We start from the raw sequence: 16,964 nt of genomic DNA, 5'->3' as shown, positions 1-16,964 counted from the left end.
CCGGGCATCTCTACACCCGGAAGCGCGGGAGATCGTGTTCGATTTTCTTGAAGGTTACGACGTCCTAGGGGCGTTCTGGACGACGGTGCAACTCACCGTCCTCTCCGCCATCGGCTCGCTGATCTGGGGCACTGTGCTGGCCGCCATGCGGGTCAGCCCCGTCCCGCTCATGCGCGGATTCGGCACCGCGTACGTGAACATCGTCCGGAACATCCCGCTGACGGTCATCATCGTCTTCGCCTCACTCGGCCTTGCCGACATCTTCAGGGTGACGCTGGGCGCCGCCGACGACTTCGAAGCCCTGAGCTTCCGGCTGTCGGTCCTCGGTTTCGTCGCCTACACCGCGGCCTTCGTCTGCGAGGCGATCCGCTCGGGCATCAACACCGTGCCCGTCGGACAGGCCGAGGCGGCCCGTGCCATCGGGCTGAGCTTCAGCCAGATCCTCTGGTTCATCGTGCTGCCCCAGGCCTTCCGTTCGGTGATCGGCCCGCTGGCCAACGTGCTGATCGCGCTGACCAAGAACACCACCGTGGCAGCCTCGATCGGTGTGGCGGAGGCCGCCCTGCTGATGAAGGAAATGATCGAGAACGAGGCGCAGGTCGTACTCATCGGCGTCGTCTTCGCGTTCGGATTCGTGGTTCTGACCCTGCCCACCGGCCTCTTCTTCGGCTGGCTGAGCAAGCGACTGGCGGTGAAGCGATGACCTCGGTCCTCTACGACGCTCCAGGCCCCCGGGCCAAGCGGCGCAACATCATTCTCTCGGTGGTGTTCTTCGTCCTCCTCGCCCTGCTCGTGTGGTGGATCTACAAGACGATGGACGACAAGGGCCAGCTGGAGTGGGCCCTGTGGGAGCCGTTCACCGAGTCCGAAGCCTGGACGACGTATCTGCTGCCCGGCCTCGCAAACACCCTGAAGGCAGCGGCGCTCTCCATGATCATCGCCCTCCCGCTGGGCGCGATCTTCGGCATCGCCCGCCTGTCCGACCACCGGTGGGTACGGATCCCGGCCGGTGCGGTGGTCGAGTTCTTCCGGGCGATCCCGGTGCTGCTGCTGATGCTGTTCGCCAACCAGTTCTACTCCAGCTACACGGACGTCAGCACCGAAGACCGTCCGCTGTACGCGGTCGTCACGGGCCTGGTGCTCTACAACGCCTCGGTCCTCGCCGAGATCGTCAAAGCCGGCATCCTCTCCCTGCCCAAGGGGCAGACGGAGGCGGCCCAGGCGATCGGACTGCGCAAGGGCCAGACGATGACCAGCGTCCTGCTGCCGCAGGCCGTCACCGCGATGCTGCCGGCCATCGTCAGCCAGCTGGTGGTCATCGTGAAGGACACCGCACTGGGTGGCGTGATGATCGGCTTCACCGAGCTGCTCAACTCGCGCGGCACACTCGCGGCGTTCTACGCCACCGTCATCCCGAGCTTCATCGTGGTGGCGGCCATCTACATCGTCCTGAACTTCATCCTCACGAGCTTCGCGGGCTGGCTGGAGCAGAGGCTGCGGCGCAGCAAGCGGAGCACGGGCGCGGTGCTCGGCAAGGACGACGTGGAGGAGCTCAACGCGGCGGAGGTCGGCGGCTCCTACGGGACCGGCGCCGGCGGCAGCTTCGGAGGAGCCGGCGGCATCTGATCAACCGTCAAGTGGCACGACCGCACGGAGGGCAGTGGCATGATCGCCACTGCCCTCCGTCACTTGACGCAAGCACCAGCAATAGGTTGCATACGTTCTGTGATCGTGCACCCTGCTCCAACTTCCTGTTCACCCACGTCCCTGAGGACGCCACTGCGGGCAGGGGGCGCCGCGTCGTGGACCCGGTGATCATCGTCGGGGCGGGGCCCGTCGGGCTCACGCTCGCGCTCGCGTTGGCGCGTCAGGAAGTGCCGTCGGTGGTCCTGGACGAGGGCCCGGGCAAGGACGAGCCGCGTCCCGCACGCACGGTCGTGCTGCGCGAGGACACCGCCGCCCTCGTGGAGCGCCTCACCGGCGTCCCGTCGGCCGAGGCGGGCTGCCGCTGGGCCGGATGGCGGTCGATGCGCCGCAAGCAGGTGATGCGCGCGGTCACTTTCGACGAGACCGAGACCGAGCCAGGGCTGGCCGCCCCGCTGCACATCGCACAGCACGTGCTGACGTCCTCCCTGCGCGCGGCCGTCACCGGCGAACGGCTGGTCGACATCGCGACGGACAGCCGCCTCGACACCATCGAGCAGGAACCTTCAGGCGTCACGGCCCACACCCGCGGCCCCAAGGGAACGTGGTGGCGCGGCAGTTTCCTGGTCGGCTGCGACGGCCCGCGCTCGACCGTGCGCAAGCTCCAGGACATCCGCTTCCCCGGCCGTACGGCGGTGGAGCGACACGCCGTGGCCGCGCTGCGGGCGGAACTTCCGTGGCCCGACGAAGCGTTGCTCCATCGGATGCCGCCGTGGCGGACGTCGGGACCCTCGGGCGGGGAGGTGACCGGGCGCCCGCTGCCGGACGGCGTCTGGCGGCTGGACTGGCTGCTGCCGCCCGGCAAGGACCTGGTCACGCCGGAGCTGCTGGTGGCCCGCGTCCGGGAGACGCTCGCGGGCTGGACAGGCGGCTCGACACCGCCGTACGAGCTGCTGGACACCGGAGTCCACATCGTCCATCACCGCCTGGCCCGGCGGTGGCGGGTGGGCCGGGTCTTCCTCGCGGGGGACGCCGCCCATCTGCTCGGCGCGCTGGGCACGCAGGGGCTGGACGAGGGGCTGAGGGACGCCGACAACCTCGCCTGGAAGCTGGCGCTGGCCTGGCACCACGGGCCGCACGAGGCACTGCTCGACAGCTACCAGGCCGAGCGGCGCGGCATCGTCGCCGCCCGGCTGCGCGCCGCCGACCAGGCCCTGCCCCTGGTGCGCGGGGGCGGAGGGCTGCGGTCGTACGTCCCCGGATCGGCCCGGGGCCATGACGGCCTGCTCACCGACGGCCACCTGGGGCAGGGAGCACTGGGCGCGACGGGGGCATACGACCGTTCACCGCTCGCGCCCGGGCCCCTCGAGGGCGAGACCGTCGTGGACACACTGCCCGGCGCACAGGTCACCGACGTGCGGGTCACCGCGGAGGACGGCTCCTTCGTGCGGCTGCGGGACCGGCTCGGCCGTGGCGCGCTGCTCGTCGTGCTGGTCGCGCCGGGCACGGGCGTGTGGGAGCGGCGGCACTGGGTGACCGCCGGGATCATGCCCCGGCTGGCTGCGGCGGTGACGGCGCTGCCACACCCAGCCGAGCTGCTGGTTACCGAGAGCTACCCGGGGGCGGCCGCGCACACGGTGCTGCTGGTGCGGCCCGACGGACACCTGGTCACCGCGCTGAACGGCGTGCGCCCGGCCGACCTGTACACAGCGGCCGAGGCGACACTGGGCGGGCCGGTGCGGGCGAGGGCGGGGGCAGAGGCAGAAGCGGAGGCCACGGCGGGGTCGCGCTGAGCGGCACCCGTCGTCATCCGATCCGGTCCATATAGTGACCGTGAGTTGACCGGTCCACGCCGACATGGTGTACTCCGCAGCGTGATCGACACGTGTGTGCACCTGTGGCGGAGGGTCCATATGGACCTCGTCCGCTTTGCGGGCTGCATGTGTACCCGGTCCTGCTGAATTCGCATCCCTCTTCACCTGCGCGCGCCGCCGAAGTGCAGCCGCGCGCTCCCGCGAACGCTCATCAGGACGGTGTACGTGTCTGTCTCCCCCTCTCTCTCCAGCTCTGTCCCTGCCTCGGCGCCGACTGCGCCCACCCAGGCGGACCTTCTCGATTTCGTACGACGCACAGCCGCCGACGCCGCGTTGATCGCCTCTCTTCCACTCGACCCCGAAGGCCGCACCTGGGTGCGTCTGGAGGGGCCCGGCGGCAGTGAGGCCTGGCTGATCGGCTGGCCACCCGGCACAGGCACCGGCTGGCACGACCACGCCGACTCGGTCGGTGCCTTCCTGACCGCCGCCGGCGAGCTCAAGGAGCACTCGCTGGCCGCCCGGCTCCCCACCGATGGCTGGAAGACCCTGGAACTCAGCGAGGACGTGGACCGGGAGCGCCGACTGCCGGCCGGCCAGGGCCGCTCCTTCGGCCACCACCACGTCCACGAAGTCCTCAACGAGTCGCCGGACCGGCACGCCATCTCCGTCCACGCCTACTACCCGCCCCTGCCACAGATTCGCCGCTACAGCCGCACCGGGCCGATCCTGCGCCTGGAGCAGGTCGAGCGCCCGGAGGACTGGCAGTGAGCGGCGGCAGCAGTGCGAGCGAACGGCCGGTCGGCATCGAAGAGTTGCTGCAGCGGGTCCGCGAGAGCTACGACCGCATCGAGCCGCAGGACGCCTACGACGCCGTCCAGGCCGGTGCGGCGCTGCTGGTGGACATCCGGTACGCGGCCCTGCGCGAGCGGGACGGTCTGATTCCGGGCGCCCTGGTCGTCGAGCGCAACGAACTGGAGTGGCGCCTCGATCCCCAGGGCAGCCACCGGGCACCCGAGGCCACGAGCCATGACCTGCGCGTGGTCGTGGTGTGCAACGAGGGATACGCCTCCAGTCTGGCGGTCGCATCCCTGCATCAGCTGGGCTTGCGGCGGGCCACTGATCTGGTGGGCGGCTTCCAGGCTTGGCGGGACGCGGGGCTTCCGGTGACGTCGGGGCAGGGTTGAGCGACATGTGAGGCCGTCCATCACGCGGAACCGCTGGGCGAGTTGGTACGGCATGTGCGGCCTTGGACACGATGGGCGCCCCCGCGCGTCCACCGTGTCCGGGGCCGACGTGCCGGGAGCCCTCCCCCGCGGAGAGCCCACTTCAGAACCCGACGTCTTCAGAGCCCGTTCGTCTTGAGAACGCGTTCGTCTTGAGAACCCGTCGTCTTCAGAACCCCTCCTCCCCGAGGAACTCCGTGTCCTCGCCCTCCTCTTCGAGCGCCTGCCGGACCACCCGTAGGGCCATGCCCTCGGGGTAGCCCTTGCGGGCGAGCATGCCCGCGAGGCGGCGGAGTCGCTTGTCGCGGTCGAGACCGCGGGTGGCGCGCAGTTTGCGGGCGACGAGTTCGCGTGCGGTCGCTTCTTCCTGCTCGGAGTCGAGCTGCGACACGGCCGCGTCGATCAGTGTGGAGTCGACGCCCTTGGTCCGCAGCTCCTGGGCGAGAGCACGCCGGGCCAGGCCCCTGCCGTGGTGCCGGGACTCCACCCAGGCGTCCGCGAACGCACTGTCGTTGATCAGCCCGACCTCCTCGAACCGCGACAGCACCTCCTCGGCGGCGTCGTCGGGAATCTCGCGCTTGCGCAGGGCGTCCGCGAGTTGCTTTCGCGTGCGCGGGGTCCCGGTGAGCAGGCGCAGACAGATCGCCCGCGCCCGCTCCACCGGGTCCCCTGAAGGTTCCTCCCGCTCGGCCCTCGACGAGGAGGAGGCGCCTTCGTCCTCACCGGACGGCTCCCCACGGCCACGCCGTCGACGCCCGCGTCCACCGCCCCCGGCGCGAGCTCCGCCGCCCGTGTCGCGGACCCCGCCATCCGCGTCACGAGCGCCACTGCCCGCGTCCCAAGCCCCACTGCCCGCGTCACGATCCCCGCCGCCCGCGCGACGAGACCGGCCACGGCGACGCGAACCGCCCGCCGAACCGGCGCCGGGCACCGCGCCACCGTCCGGCGACTCTCCCCTGTCCGGCCACGCCGCACCGCCCGGCTCGGCGCCGTACTCCCCGCCCCTGCCGTACCGTTCCACGTGGTCGTAGCCGTATCGCTCCACGTGGTCGTACAGCACGGCCGCGTCGCGGTCCCCGCGGTCGTCCGCCGCGTAGGAGCCTCCGTCACCCGGTCTCTGCCGCTCACGCGGAGCGCCCGGGTAGACGTGCTCGGCCCAGTCGGTTCGTCGTGTCACGGCGTCAGCTCTTGGCGGTCGCGGCCTTGGTCTTGGTGACCTTGGCGGCAGCCGGCGCGGGCACCGTCTTCGCGGCGTCGGCAGCGGCGGCGGAGACCGCGGCGTCCGCGCCCGGTTCGGCGGCCGGCTCCTCCGGGCGTACGCCGACGCCCAGCTTCTCCTTGATCTTCTTCTCGATCTCGTTGGCCAGGTCGGGGTTGTCCTTGAGGAAGTTGCGCGCGTTCTCCTTGCCCTGGCCGAGCTGGTCGCCCTCGTACGTGTACCAGGCGCCGGCCTTGCGGACGAAGCCGTTCTCCACGCCCATGTCGATCAGGCCGCCCTCGCGGCTGATGCCCTGGCCGTAGAGGATGTCGAACTCGGCCTGCTTGAAGGGCGGCGCGACCTTGTTCTTGACGACCTTGACGCGAGTGCGGTTGCCGACCGCGTCGGTACCGTCCTTCAGGGTCTCGATGCGACGGATGTCGAGCCGCACCGAGGCGTAGAACTTCAGCGCCCGGCCACCGGTCGTGGTCTCCGGCGAGCCGAACATCACGCCGATCTTCTCGCGGAGCTGGTTGATGAAGATCGCGGTGGTCTTCGACTGGTTGAGCGCGCTGGTGATCTTCCGCAGTGCCTGGCTCATCAGACGGGCCTGCAGACCGACGTGGCTGTCGCCCATCTCGCCCTCGATCTCCGCGCGCGGGACGAGCGCGGCGACGGAGTCGATGACGATCAGGTCGAGGGCGCCGGAGCGGACCAGCATGTCCACGATCTCCAGCGCCTGCTCGCCGTTGTCCGGCTGGGAGAGGATCAGGTTGTCGATGTCGACGCCGAGCTTCTTGGCGTACTCGGGGTCGAGGGCGTGCTCCGCGTCCACGAAGGCGACCTGACCGCCCGCCTTTTGGGCGTTCGCCACCGCGTGCAGGGTCAGCGTGGTCTTACCGGAGGACTCCGGTCCGTACACCTCCACCACGCGGCCGCGTGGCAGGCCGCCGACGCCGAGGGCGACGTCGAGCGCGGTCGACCCGGTGGGGATGACCTCGATGGGCTCGTTCGGCCGCTCGCCGAGGCGCATCACCGCGCCCTTGCCGAATTGCCGTTCAATCTGTGCGAGCGCGGCGTCCAGTGCCTTCTCGCGGTCGGTACCTGCCATGGGTTCCACCCGGTTTGCTTGAGTCGATCGCTTCACGTCAAAGACGCTAACGCCTGCCACTGACAATGCGCCCCGACGCCCGTCCGGCCTGTGGATAACTCGGGCACTTCTCCATCCAAACCCGATGGAAATCCCCGTCGAGAGCCTCGCCGGAGCTTCCATAAGAATGGATGTTCGATTTTCGTGTCAAGCGCACCACGTGACACCTCCGAGCCTACGTTCACGGCCCGACAACGCCCCGAATCCGCCGGATCCGCCGGGATTCAGCTGTCCGGCCGGGACTCAGCACTCGTCCGGGAGTCAGTGCTCGTCGGGGAGTCAGTGCTCGTCCGAGGCCTGCCCACCCACAGCTCACGCGCCCGCATGAACAGGCCGGGCCCGGACTGCCCTCTCCGGTGCCCATGGACACGGGGGTCGTCCGTGACGTCGTACCGCTTCACATAGGCCCCGAGGAACGCCTGCAGCGTGGCGACCGCCGGGATGGCGATCAGCGCGCCGACGGCACCGAGGAGGGCGGTGCCCGCGACGACCGAGCCGAAGGCGACCGCGGGGTGGATGTCGACGGTCTTCGAGGTCAGCTTGGGCTGCAGCATGTAGTTCTCGAACTGCTGGTAGATCACGACGAAGATCATCACCCACAGCGCGTACCAGGGATCGACCGTGAAGGCGATCAGCATCGGCAGGGCGCCCGCGAGATAGGTGCCGATGGTGGGGATGAACTGCGACACCAGGCCCACCCACACGGCGAGCACGGGCGCGTACGGCACGTCCAGTATCTGGAGCAGGATGTAGTGCGCGACTCCGGAGACGAGCGCCATCAGGCCGCGCGAGTAGATGTAGCCGCCGGTCTTGTTGACGGCGATCTCCCAGGCGCGCAGCACCTCGGCCTGCCGGGCGGGCGGCAGCACCGAGCAGATCGCGCGCCGCAGCCGGGGGCCGTCCGCGGCGAAGTAGAACGAGAACAGCGCGATCGTGAGCAGCTGGAACAGGCCTCCCAGGACCTGGGTGGATACATCCAGGACGCCGGTGGCGCTGTTCTGCACGTAGCTGCGCAGCCAGTCGGAACGGAGCAGGCCCTCCTGGACGTCCACCCGCTTCAGATCGGAGTGAAAGTGCGCGTTGACCCAGTTGATCACGGAGTCGAGATAGTTCGGGAAGTCCTCGACGATCTTGATGATCTGCCCCGCGAGCATCGAACCGAGCAGCGTGACGAACCCCGCGGCCGCGATCATCACGGCGAAGAAGACGAGGAAGGTGGCCAGTCCCCTGCGCATCCCGCGCGCCGCCATCCAGCTCACCGCGGGCTCGATGGCCAGGGCCAGGAAGAACGCGATGAGGATGTTGATCAGCAGGCCGGTGAGCTCATGGAAGGCCCAACTGCCCAGCTGGAACACGGCGAAGAGGGCAAGCGCGAGCAGCATGGCGCGCGGCAGCCAGCGCGGCATGCGGGCGTTCGGCCCGGCGCCGCCGGCCGGGGGCCGGGTGGGCGGCGTCGTGCCCAACGGGGATGCCTGCGGGGTGACCTGGCCGGTCTCGTCAGTGCGTGCCACGGAGCAAGTCTCGCCCACTGCACCGACAATCGAACCCTGTCCTGCGATCTTCGTGACCTGTCAGCGCCTGTCCTGTGGCACGTTCATGACCGCGCAAACCACGCGCCACACGTCCTTGGCCTCCCAGCCGGCATCGAGCGCCCCGTACACCGTGCGCCCGCCGAGCTCCGCCATCACGTGGTCGCGCGCGAACGTATCGGCGTATCCCTGACCGAAGTGGTCAGCCATCCGCTGCCAGAAGACCGTCAACCGCATGACTCCAGTATCCCGCCCCTGAGAGTGGGCCTCGGCCGGGAGCCCTTGCCGGGACCGCGTCGCGCCCTACGGTCTGTCGCATGGCCGAATCCGGAGCTTCCCCACTCCCCCCGACGCCCCCGGCGCACTCCCCGCTGTTCCGCGCCGAGCAGTTCGTCTGGCTCACCGCGCGCGTGCTGGAACAGCGCCTGTTCGCCCACCACTTCCTGCACGGCAGCCCCGACCCCGTGGAGACCGCGCTCGACGCCTACCGCAACGACGACGGCGGGTACGGCCATGCGCTGGATCCCGATCTGCGCGGCCCCGTGAGCCAGCCCCTGCACACCGGTCACGCCCTGCGCGTGCTGGACTCCATCGGACGCTGCGCCGGGCAGCGGGTGGAGCGCGTGTGCCGCTATCTGACCTCCGTCTCCACCGCGGACGGCGCATTGCCGTCCGTCCATCCCGCCCAGCGCGGCTACCCCACGGCTCCGTTCGTGCCGATCGTCGACGACCCGCCCAGCGAACTCCTGGCCACCGGACCGGTGGTCGGCCTGCTGCACCGCAACGAGGTGTGGCACGCCTGGCTGTTCCGGGCCACGGACTTCTGCTGGCACACGGTCGAGTCCCTGAAGCAGTCCCATCCGTACGAGATCGAGGCGGCCGTGGCCTTCCTGGACTCCGCGCCCGACCGCCCGCGCGCGGAGGCGGCCGCCGACCGTCTCGGCCGCCTGGTGCGCGAGCACCGGCTCGCGGCACTGGACCCGGAGCACCTCGACGCCTTCCCGGTCGCGCCCGGCTACGCCCCGGGCGAGCATCACTTCCCGTACGACTACGCCAGGACCCCGGGCTCTCTCTCGCGCGCGTGGTTCACGGACGAGGAGATGGAACGCTCCCTGGACCACCTGGCGAGCCGGCAGCAGGAGGACGGCGGCTGGCCGATCACCTGGCGCCAGTGGGCACCGGGCACGGCACTGGAGGCACGCCCCATGGTGACGATCGAGGCACTGCGCACCCTCAGGGCGTACGGCCGGACCATCGGCTGAGCCCGGTCACCCGCCCACGGCGCGCACCCCGGCCGTCACCACCACGGCCGCCGCGACGACCAACAGGAACGGAGCGCGCAGCACCAGTGCGACAGCGGCCGCGGCGAGACCGGCGGCCCTGGCGTCCAACACCAGAGCTCGGCCGTCGGCGAAGGTCTGCTGGGCCGTGAGCGCGGCGAGGAGGGCGACGGGCAGCAGGGCTGCCAGTCGCCTGACGAGCGGCCTCTCGAGGGCACCCGCGGGCACGAGCAGTCCGGCGAGCTTGACGGCGTAGCAGCCGACAGCGGTCGCGGCGATCGCGATCCAGATGTTCAACGGGCCTCCTCTTCCGCCTCATTGCGTACGGTGCCCCTGCGCCGCCCCGCCAGGAAGAGCACCACCGGTGCCGCGAGCGCGGCCGCCAGGACCGGCACTCCGGCGGGCAGGACGGGCAGGAGGCCAAGGCCCAGGACGACGGCGAGAGCGGCCACGGCCCGCTCGGTGGTGGACTTCAGCATCGGCGCGAGCAGGGCCAGGAAGACGGCCGGCCCTGCCGCGTCGATCCCCCACGCGTCCGTGTCGCCGATGGCTTCGGCCCCCAGCGCGCCGAGCAGCGTGGTGAGGTTCCACAGCCCGTACAGGGTCAGTCCGGTGACGGCGAAGCCGATACGGGCGCTGCGTCGCGTCGGCTGCGCGAGCGCCACGGCCGCCGTCTCGTCGATGACCCACTGGGCGGCGAACGGCCGCACCGCGCGCGGGAGTGCCAGCAACTGCGACAGCCGCAGTCCGTAGAAGGCGTTGCGCACGCCGAGGAAGAAGGCACCCGCGGCCGCCGTGAGCGGGTTGCCGCCCGCCGCCAGTGCCCCCACCAGCGCGAACTGGGACGCGCCGGTGAACACCAGAAGGCTCAGCGCACAGGTCTGCGGGAGCGTGAGCCCGCTGCCGGCCGAGGTCACCCCGAAGGCGAACCCGGACAGTCCTACAGCGACTCCGACTCCGAGGGCGTCGCGGACGACGGCGGCGTCGGTCCTGTCTTCTGCTCCGGCGCGTATCTCCGGGAGAGCTGTCTGATCTGCCACGCCTGGGACGGTAGGCGCAGCCCCTGCTGTGCGTCTTGTACGTTCTTGCGCTCACGCCGATACGCCCCTGGAGGGACCCCCACGATCCGGCTGAAGTGGCGGTTCAGATGGGGCTGGTCGGTGAATCCCACCGCCACGGCCGCCTCGGCCGGCGTCGAACCCGCGTCCAGCAGGCGTCGCGCCCGCCGCACGCGCGCGTCGGTGAGCCAGGCGTGCGGCGGCATCCCGTAGGCGGCCCGGAAAGCCCGTAGCAGGGCGAAGGGACTGGTTCCGAACTCGGCCGCCAGCCGCTCCAAAGTCGGCGGCTCGGCCATCCGCTCCTCCAGTACGGCACGCGCGCGTGCCGCGATCCGAGAACCTGCCGTCCGCGGGTCTCGCCGCGGCAGCGGCCCGCCGTTCAGCCTGAGCAGCCGGGTCACCGCGACCCTCAGCAGGGTGTCGGCGGCCAGCGCGTTGCCCTCGTCGGCGGCTCGGAGCACCTGATGCACCAGGCTCACGGTGTACGGGTCGTCGACCACGGGACTGATGAAGCCGGGGGTACCGCGGATCGTCGTGGTCTCCGCGGCGATCTCGGCGACGACCTCCGGCGAGGGGTACACAGCGCCGTACCGCCATCCCTCGGGCACGCCCGCGCGGCCCGTGTGGGCGGTGTCCGGGTTGACCAGCGCGAGCGCGCCGGGGCCTGCGTACTCGTCGGCGCCACGGTGGTGGAACACCTCGACGCCCTCGGCTATGGCGGCGATGACGAAGTTCTCGTGCGTGTGCCGCACGAAGGTCTTGTGGATGTACCGGGCCCGCAGCAGATCGACACCGGGCAGCTCCGCGTACTGCCAGTGCCGCGCCCGCTCACCCGATCCGGCCATGCCCCCATTCTCACCACACCCCCGCCCAGCCCGCCGCCGGCTATGTCGTCGCAGGTCAGAGCGATTGTCAGTGGCCGGGTGCAGGATGGACGCATGGTCAGCTCCGCACATCGAGCCCTGGACGGCTTCTCCCCCGCGACCCGCGGCTGGTTCACGGGGGCCTTCTCCGCGCCCACCGCGGCCCAGGCGGGCGCGTGGCGGGCCATCGGGGAGGGCTCGGACGTGCTGGTGGTGGCCCCCACCGGCTCCGGCAAGACCCTGGCCGCCTTCCTCGCCGCCCTCGACCAGCTCGCCTCCACACCCCCGCCGGCCGACCCGAAGAAGCGCTGCCGTGTCCTCTATGTGTCTCCGCTGAAGGCCCTGGCGGTCGACGTCGAGCGCAACCTCCGCAGCCCGTTGACCGGCATCCGGCAGGAATCCGTGCGTCGCGGCCTGCCCGAGCCGGAGGTCAAGGTGGGCATCCGCTCCGGCGACACCCCGGCCGCCGAGCGCCGCGCCCTGTCCACGCGTCCCCCGGACATCCTGATCACCACCCCGGAGTCCCTGTTCCTGATGCTGACGTCGGCCACCCGCGACGCGCTGACCGGCATCGAGACGGTGATCCTGGACGAGGTGCACGCGGTGGCCGGCACCAAACGCGGCGCCCACCTCGCGCTCTCCCTGGAGCGTCTCGACGAACTGCTCCCGAAGCCCGCCCGCCGTATCGGCCTCTCCGCCACGGTCCGCCCTGTCGACGAGGTGGCCCGCTATCTGTCCCCCCGCCGCAAGGTGGAGATCGTCCAGCCCAAGTCCGGCAAGGAATTCGACCTCTCGGTCGTCGTCCCGGTCGAGGACCTGGGCGAACTGGGCGGCTCCCCGGTGGCCGACGGCGGCGAAGGGGCGGAGCGCCCGTCGATCTGGCCGCATGTGGAGGAGCGCATCACCGACCTGGTGCAGGCCCACCGCTCGACGATCGTGTTCGCCAACTCCCGCCGCCTCGCGGAACGCCTGTGCAACCGGCTCAATGAGATCGCCTACGAGCGGGCCACCGGCGAACCCCTGGGCGAGCACCACGCCCCCGCCGAACTCATGGGCGGCTCGGGAGCCGCCCAGGGCGCCCCACCCGTCATCGCCCGCGCCCACCACGGCTCGGTCTCCAAGGAGCAGCGCGCCCTCGTCGAGGAGGACCTCAAGGCAGGACGGCTCCCGGCCGTGGTCGCCACCTCCAGCCTCGAGCTCGGCATCGACATGGGCGCCGTCGACCTCGTCGTCCAGGTCGAATCCCCGCCGTCCGTCGCGTCCGGCCTCCAGCGCGTGGGCCGCGCGGGACACCAGGTGGGCGCGGTCTCCACCGGCGTGGTCTTCCCGAAGTACCGCGGCGACCTGGTTCAGGCGGCCGTGGTCACCGAGCGCATGCGCACCGGCTCGATCGAGTCGCTGAGGGTGCCGGCCAATCCGCTGGATGTCCTCGCCCAGCAGATCGTCGCCATGACGGCGTTGGACACCTGGCAGGTCGACGACCTCCTCGCCACGGTCCGCCGGGCCGCACCCTTCGCCTCGCTCCCGGAGTCGGCGTTCACCGCCGTACTCGACATGCTCGCGGGCCGCTATCCGTCCGACGCCTTCGCGGAGCTGCGTCCGCGCGTGGTGTGGGACCGCGTCGCCGGCACGATCACCGGCCGCCCCGGCGCCCAGCGCCTCGCCGTCACCTCGGGAGGCACGATTCCCGACCGGGGCCTCTTCGGGGTGTTCCTCGCCGGAGCCGACCCCAAGAAGGGCGGCGGCCGGGTCGGCGAGCTCGACGAGGAGATGGTCTACGAGTCCCGCGTCGGGGACGTCTTCACCCTCGGCACCAGCTCCTGGCGCATCGAGGACATCACCCGCGACCGCGTTCTGGTCTCGCCCGCGCCGGGCGTACCGGGCAGGCTCCCCTTCTGGAAGGGCGACCAGCTGGGCCGCCCGCTCGAACTGGGCCGCGCGGTCGGCGCGTTCCTCCGCGAGGTCGGCTCCCTGTCCAAGGACGACGCCCGCCTCCGCCTGCTCGCCGCGGGCCTGGACACCTGGGCCGCGGACAACGTTCTGTCCTACCTGGACGAACAGCGCGAAGCCTGCGGCCACATCCCGGACGACCGCACGATCGTCGTGGAGCGGTTCCGCGACGAGCTCGGCGACTGGCGGGTCGTCGTCCACTCCCCCTTCGGCGCCCAGGTGCACGCCCCCTGGGCGCTGGCGCTCGGCGCCAAGCTCTCCGAGCGGTACGGCATGGACGCCCAGGTCATGCACGCCGACGACGGCATCGTGCTGCGCCTGCCCGACGCCGACATCATGGGCCTGGACCTGCTCGACCAGGCACCGATGAAGGCAGGCACGGAGTACGACGCCGAGCAGGCGCCGGTCGGCGCGGCGGACGTCGTCTTCGACAAGGGCGAGGTCGACCAGGTCGTCACCGACCAGGTGGGCAGCTCGGCGCTGTTCGCGTCCCGTTTCCGCGAGTGCGCCGCCCGCGCCCTGCTGCTGCCGCGCCGCAACCCCGGCAAGCGCACCCCCCTGTGGCAGCAGCGCCAGCGCGCCGCCCAACTGCTCCAGGTGGCCAGCGAGTTCGGCTCGTTCCCGATCGTCCTGGAAGCGGTCCGCGAGTGCCTCCAGGACGTCTTCGACGTCCCCGGACTCGTCGAGCTGATGGGCGACCTGGAGTCCCGCAAGATCCGCCTGGTCGAGGTCACCACCCCCGAGCCCTCCCCCTTCGCCCGCTCCCTCCTCTTCGGGTACGTGGCCCAGTTCCTGTACGAGGGAGACTCCCCGCTCGCCGAGCGCCGCGCCGCCGCCCTCTCTCTGGACTCGCGGCTGCTGGCCGAGCTGCTCGGCCAGGCGGAGCTGCGCGAACTGCTCGACGCCGAGGTGCTCACCGAGCTGGAGAAGGAACTCCAGTGGCTCACCGAGGACCGCCGCGCCAAGGACGCCGAGAGCGTCGCCGACCTGCTGCGCCTGCTCGGCCCGCTGACGGAGGCCGAGTTGGCCGAGCGGGGCGCCGAACCGCAGTGGGCCCAGGACCTGGCCGGCGCGCGCCGCGCCATCCGGGTCCGGATCGCGGGCGCCGACCACTGGGCGGCGATCGAGGACGCGGGCCGTCTGCGTGACGCGCTGGGCACGGCGCTGCCGGTCGGCGTCCCGGAGGCCTTCACCGAGCCGGTCAAGGACCCGCTCGGCGACCTCCTCGCCCGGTATGCCCGCACCCACGGCCCGTTCACCTCGGCCACCGCGGCGGCCCGCTTCGGCCTGGGCGTGGCGGTCACCGAGGGCGCGTTGCAGCGCCTGGCGGCGAACGGCCGGGTCGTACAAGGGGAGTTCCACCCCGCCGGCATCGGTCAGGAGTGGTGTGACGCGGCGGTCCTGCGCCGTCTCCGGCGCCGTTCGCTGGCCGCGCTGCGGCATGAACTGGAGCCGGTATCGCCGCCCGCGCTGGCCCAGTTCCTGCCCCAGTGGCAGCACATCGGCAAGGGCCACGGACTGCGCGGCATCGACGGACTGGTGCGTGCCGTGGAGCAGTTGCAGGGCGCGTCCGTACCGGCATCGGCTCTGGAGAAGCTCGTCCTGCCGTCCCGCGTCGCGAACTACACGCCCGCGTTGCTCGACGAACTCACCACCGCCGGAGAGATCGTCTGGGCCGGCGCGGGCGCGCTCCCCGGCAAGGACGGCTGGATCTCCCTCTACCTCGCGGACGCGGCCCCACTGCTCCTGCCGCCCCCGCATCCCCTGGAACTGACCGCGCTCCACCAGTCCGTCCTGGACGCCCTCTCCGGTGGCTACGGCCTGTTCTTCCGCCAGATCGCCGACCAGGTCCGGGCCACCACCCACCCCGACGCCACGGACCCTCAACTGGCCGACGCCATCTGGGACCTCGCCTGGTCGGGGCGTCTGACGAACGACACCCTCACCCCCATGCGCTCCCTCCTGGGCTCGGGCCGTACCGCGGGCTCCACGGCCCACCGCGCCAAGCGCACGGTCCCGCGCGGTCGTTACGGCTCGCTGACCGCCGCCGCCCGCCCCGCCTCCCGCACCGGCCCTCCGACGGTCGCCGGGCGCTGGTCCCTGCTCCCGGAGCGCGAGCCCGACCCCACCGTCCGCGCCCACGCCCTGGCCCGCACCCTCCTCGACCGGCATGGCGTGGTGACGCGGGGAGCCGTCTCCGCCGAAGGCGTCGAGGGCGGCTTCTCGGCGACGTACCGCATCCTGTCCGCCTTCGAAGACAGCGGCCAGGCAAGGCGCGGCTACGTGGTGGAAGGCCTCGGCGCCGCCCAGTTCGCCATGGACGGCGCGGTCGACCGCCTCCGCGCGGTGGCGTCCGCCCGAGACCGGGGCGAGGCCCTGCCGCCCCAGCCGCACAACGCCTCCCACGACTTCCCGCCCGTTGCCTTCGAGCCGCTGGACGGCTTCACGCCGGACGGCTTCGACGCGCCCGACGGCTCCACAGCGGACGGCTTCGAGGAAACCGACGGCGCCACTCCCGGCCGTGGCTACGGCCCCATCCCCGGCCGTGACTTCGGCCCCACCCCCGGCCACGACTACGGCTCCCCCGCCTTCGAAGACGGCTTCGGCACCCCCCATTCCCACACCCCCCGCTCCCACGCCTCCCGCCCCAACTCCCCCCGCTCCCGCGACGAGTACACATCACCGCGCGACTTCCCGCCGCCTCGTACGACCCCGCACCGCACCCGCCCCACCTCCGACTCCCGAGCCGTCGTCCTCGCCGCCGCCGACCCCGCGAACGCGTACGGCGCCGCGCTCCCCTGGCCCGAGCCCCCGACCGGCGCCGGTCACAAGCCGGGTCGCAAGGCGGGCTCCCTCGTGGTCCTCGTCGACGGCGAGCTGACGCTCTACATGGAGCGCGGCGGCAAGACGCTCCTGGCCTGGCCCTCCACCCCGGACAGCGCGGCCACGGACGACCCACGCCTGCGGGAGGCCGCCGACGCCCTCGCCACGGCCGCCCGCGCGGGCTCCCTCGGCACGGTCACGGTGGAACGCGTCAACGGCGCCTCGGCCCTGACTTCCCCCCTCGGCAGCCTCCTGGAAGGATCCGGTTTCATCGCCACCCCCAGGGGCCTGAGACTGCGGGCCTGACCCACCCGCACGCACGGGCAAGGAATCGGAGCACTACGACGGCAGCTCTCATCAGAGCACCACGACGGTGCCCTCGCCGGAGCACCACGACGCCGGCCCTCGTCGGAGCACCAAGGCAACCCCCGT

Annotated in this window: 15 protein-coding genes; 8 read left to right on the top strand and 7 right to left on the bottom strand. The window is 71.6% G+C overall.

All coding sequences use genetic code 11. The annotated features are described in order from the left end of the window. The first annotated feature begins 34 nt into the window (after positions 1-34). From KCH48_RS24285 to KCH48_RS24265, 6 genes are all read left to right on the top strand, one after another. Complete coding sequence (locus tag KCH48_RS24285) at positions 35-703, top strand: amino acid ABC transporter permease (protein WP_210576830.1); 669 nt, start codon at positions 35-37, stop codon at positions 701-703. Beyond that, the gene (locus tag KCH48_RS24280; RefSeq protein WP_210576829.1) at positions 700-1,626 is read left to right on the top strand and encodes an amino acid ABC transporter permease; all 927 of its coding nucleotides are present in this window, start codon (positions 700-702) and stop codon (positions 1,624-1,626) included. Before KCH48_RS24285 ends, KCH48_RS24280 begins: the two co-directional genes overlap by 4 nt. 176 nt (positions 1,627-1,802) lie before the next feature. After that, on the top strand, positions 1,803-3,437 hold the full coding sequence (locus tag KCH48_RS24275; RefSeq protein WP_210576828.1) for an FAD-dependent monooxygenase: 1,635 nt from the start codon (positions 1,803-1,805) through the stop codon (positions 3,435-3,437). Between the two features lie 81 nt (positions 3,438-3,518). Continuing rightward, positions 3,519-3,605, top strand: a complete 87-nt coding sequence (locus KCH48_RS43460) for a putative leader peptide (RefSeq protein WP_374104709.1) — start codon at positions 3,519-3,521, stop codon at positions 3,603-3,605. 78 nt (positions 3,606-3,683) lie between these two features. Next, positions 3,684-4,226 (top strand): cysteine dioxygenase family protein, encoded by a 543-nt coding sequence (locus KCH48_RS24270; protein WP_210576827.1) that lies wholly within the window; start codon positions 3,684-3,686, stop codon positions 4,224-4,226. Next, on the top strand, positions 4,223-4,642 hold the full coding sequence (locus tag KCH48_RS24265) for a rhodanese-like domain-containing protein (protein ID WP_307840930.1): 420 nt from the start codon (positions 4,223-4,225) through the stop codon (positions 4,640-4,642). The genes KCH48_RS24270 and KCH48_RS24265 overlap by 4 nt, the downstream gene beginning before the upstream one ends. Positions 4,643-4,850: 208 nt before the next feature. Here the strand turns inward: KCH48_RS24265 and recX are convergent, their stop codons facing one another. The 4 genes from recX to KCH48_RS24245 all read right to left on the bottom strand — a co-directional run bounded on the left by recX (position 4,851) and on the right by KCH48_RS24245 (position 8,795). Then, the gene (gene recX, locus KCH48_RS24260) at positions 4,851-5,858 is read right to left on the bottom strand and encodes a recombination regulator RecX (protein ID WP_210576826.1); all 1,008 of its coding nucleotides are present in this window, start codon (positions 5,856-5,858) and stop codon (positions 4,851-4,853) included. 4 nt (positions 5,859-5,862) lie between these two features. After that, positions 5,863-6,990, bottom strand: coding sequence for a recombinase RecA (gene recA, locus KCH48_RS24255; protein WP_210576825.1), 1,128 nt, complete (start codon positions 6,988-6,990; stop codon positions 5,863-5,865). 263 nt (positions 6,991-7,253) lie between these two features. After that, positions 7,254-8,540 (bottom strand): AI-2E family transporter, encoded by a 1,287-nt coding sequence (locus KCH48_RS24250; protein ID WP_307840929.1) that lies wholly within the window; start codon positions 8,538-8,540, stop codon positions 7,254-7,256. A 60-nt stretch (positions 8,541-8,600) separates the two neighbouring features. Beyond that, on the bottom strand, positions 8,601-8,795 hold the full coding sequence (locus KCH48_RS24245) for a DUF3046 domain-containing protein (RefSeq protein WP_210576824.1): 195 nt from the start codon (positions 8,793-8,795) through the stop codon (positions 8,601-8,603). Between the two features lie 80 nt (positions 8,796-8,875). Here KCH48_RS24245 and KCH48_RS24240 point away from each other — a divergent pair, with 80 nt between their 5' ends. Beyond that, positions 8,876-9,820 carry a hypothetical protein gene (locus KCH48_RS24240; RefSeq protein WP_210576823.1) on the top strand — a complete coding sequence of 315 codons (945 nt, stop codon included), beginning with the start codon at positions 8,876-8,878 and terminating at the stop codon, positions 9,818-9,820. 6 nt (positions 9,821-9,826) lie between these two features. Here the strand turns inward: KCH48_RS24240 and KCH48_RS24235 are convergent, their stop codons facing one another. Genes KCH48_RS24235 through KCH48_RS24225 form a run of 3 tightly spaced genes read right to left on the bottom strand, consistent with a single transcriptional unit; the run spans position 9,827 to position 11,741 of the window. Further along, positions 9,827-10,135 (bottom strand): AzlD domain-containing protein, encoded by a 309-nt coding sequence (locus tag KCH48_RS24235; RefSeq protein ID WP_210576822.1) that lies wholly within the window; start codon positions 10,133-10,135, stop codon positions 9,827-9,829. Then, positions 10,132-10,878, bottom strand: coding sequence for an AzlC family ABC transporter permease (locus KCH48_RS24230; protein WP_210576821.1), 747 nt, complete (start codon positions 10,876-10,878; stop codon positions 10,132-10,134). Before KCH48_RS24230 ends, KCH48_RS24235 begins: the two co-directional genes overlap by 4 nt. Continuing rightward, positions 10,779-11,741, bottom strand: a complete 963-nt coding sequence (locus KCH48_RS24225; protein ID WP_210576820.1) for an AraC family transcriptional regulator — start codon at positions 11,739-11,741, stop codon at positions 10,779-10,781. The genes KCH48_RS24230 and KCH48_RS24225 overlap by 100 nt, the downstream gene beginning before the upstream one ends. A 93-nt stretch (positions 11,742-11,834) precedes the next feature. On the opposite strand from KCH48_RS24225, the gene KCH48_RS24220 reads away from it, so the two are divergent. Next, a complete protein-coding gene (locus KCH48_RS24220; RefSeq protein WP_210576819.1) occupies positions 11,835-16,838 on the top strand; it encodes an ATP-dependent helicase in 5,004 nt (1,667 codons plus the stop codon). The last annotated feature ends 126 nt before the right edge of the window (positions 16,839-16,964 follow it).

Source organism: Streptomyces sp. GESEQ-4, assembly GCF_017948455.1.
In the GTDB taxonomy this organism is placed as follows: Bacteria; Actinomycetota; Actinomycetes; order Streptomycetales; family Streptomycetaceae; genus Streptomyces.
The sequence above is the reverse complement of the archived record's forward strand: the minus strand, read 5'-3'. Positions and strand labels throughout refer to the sequence as shown.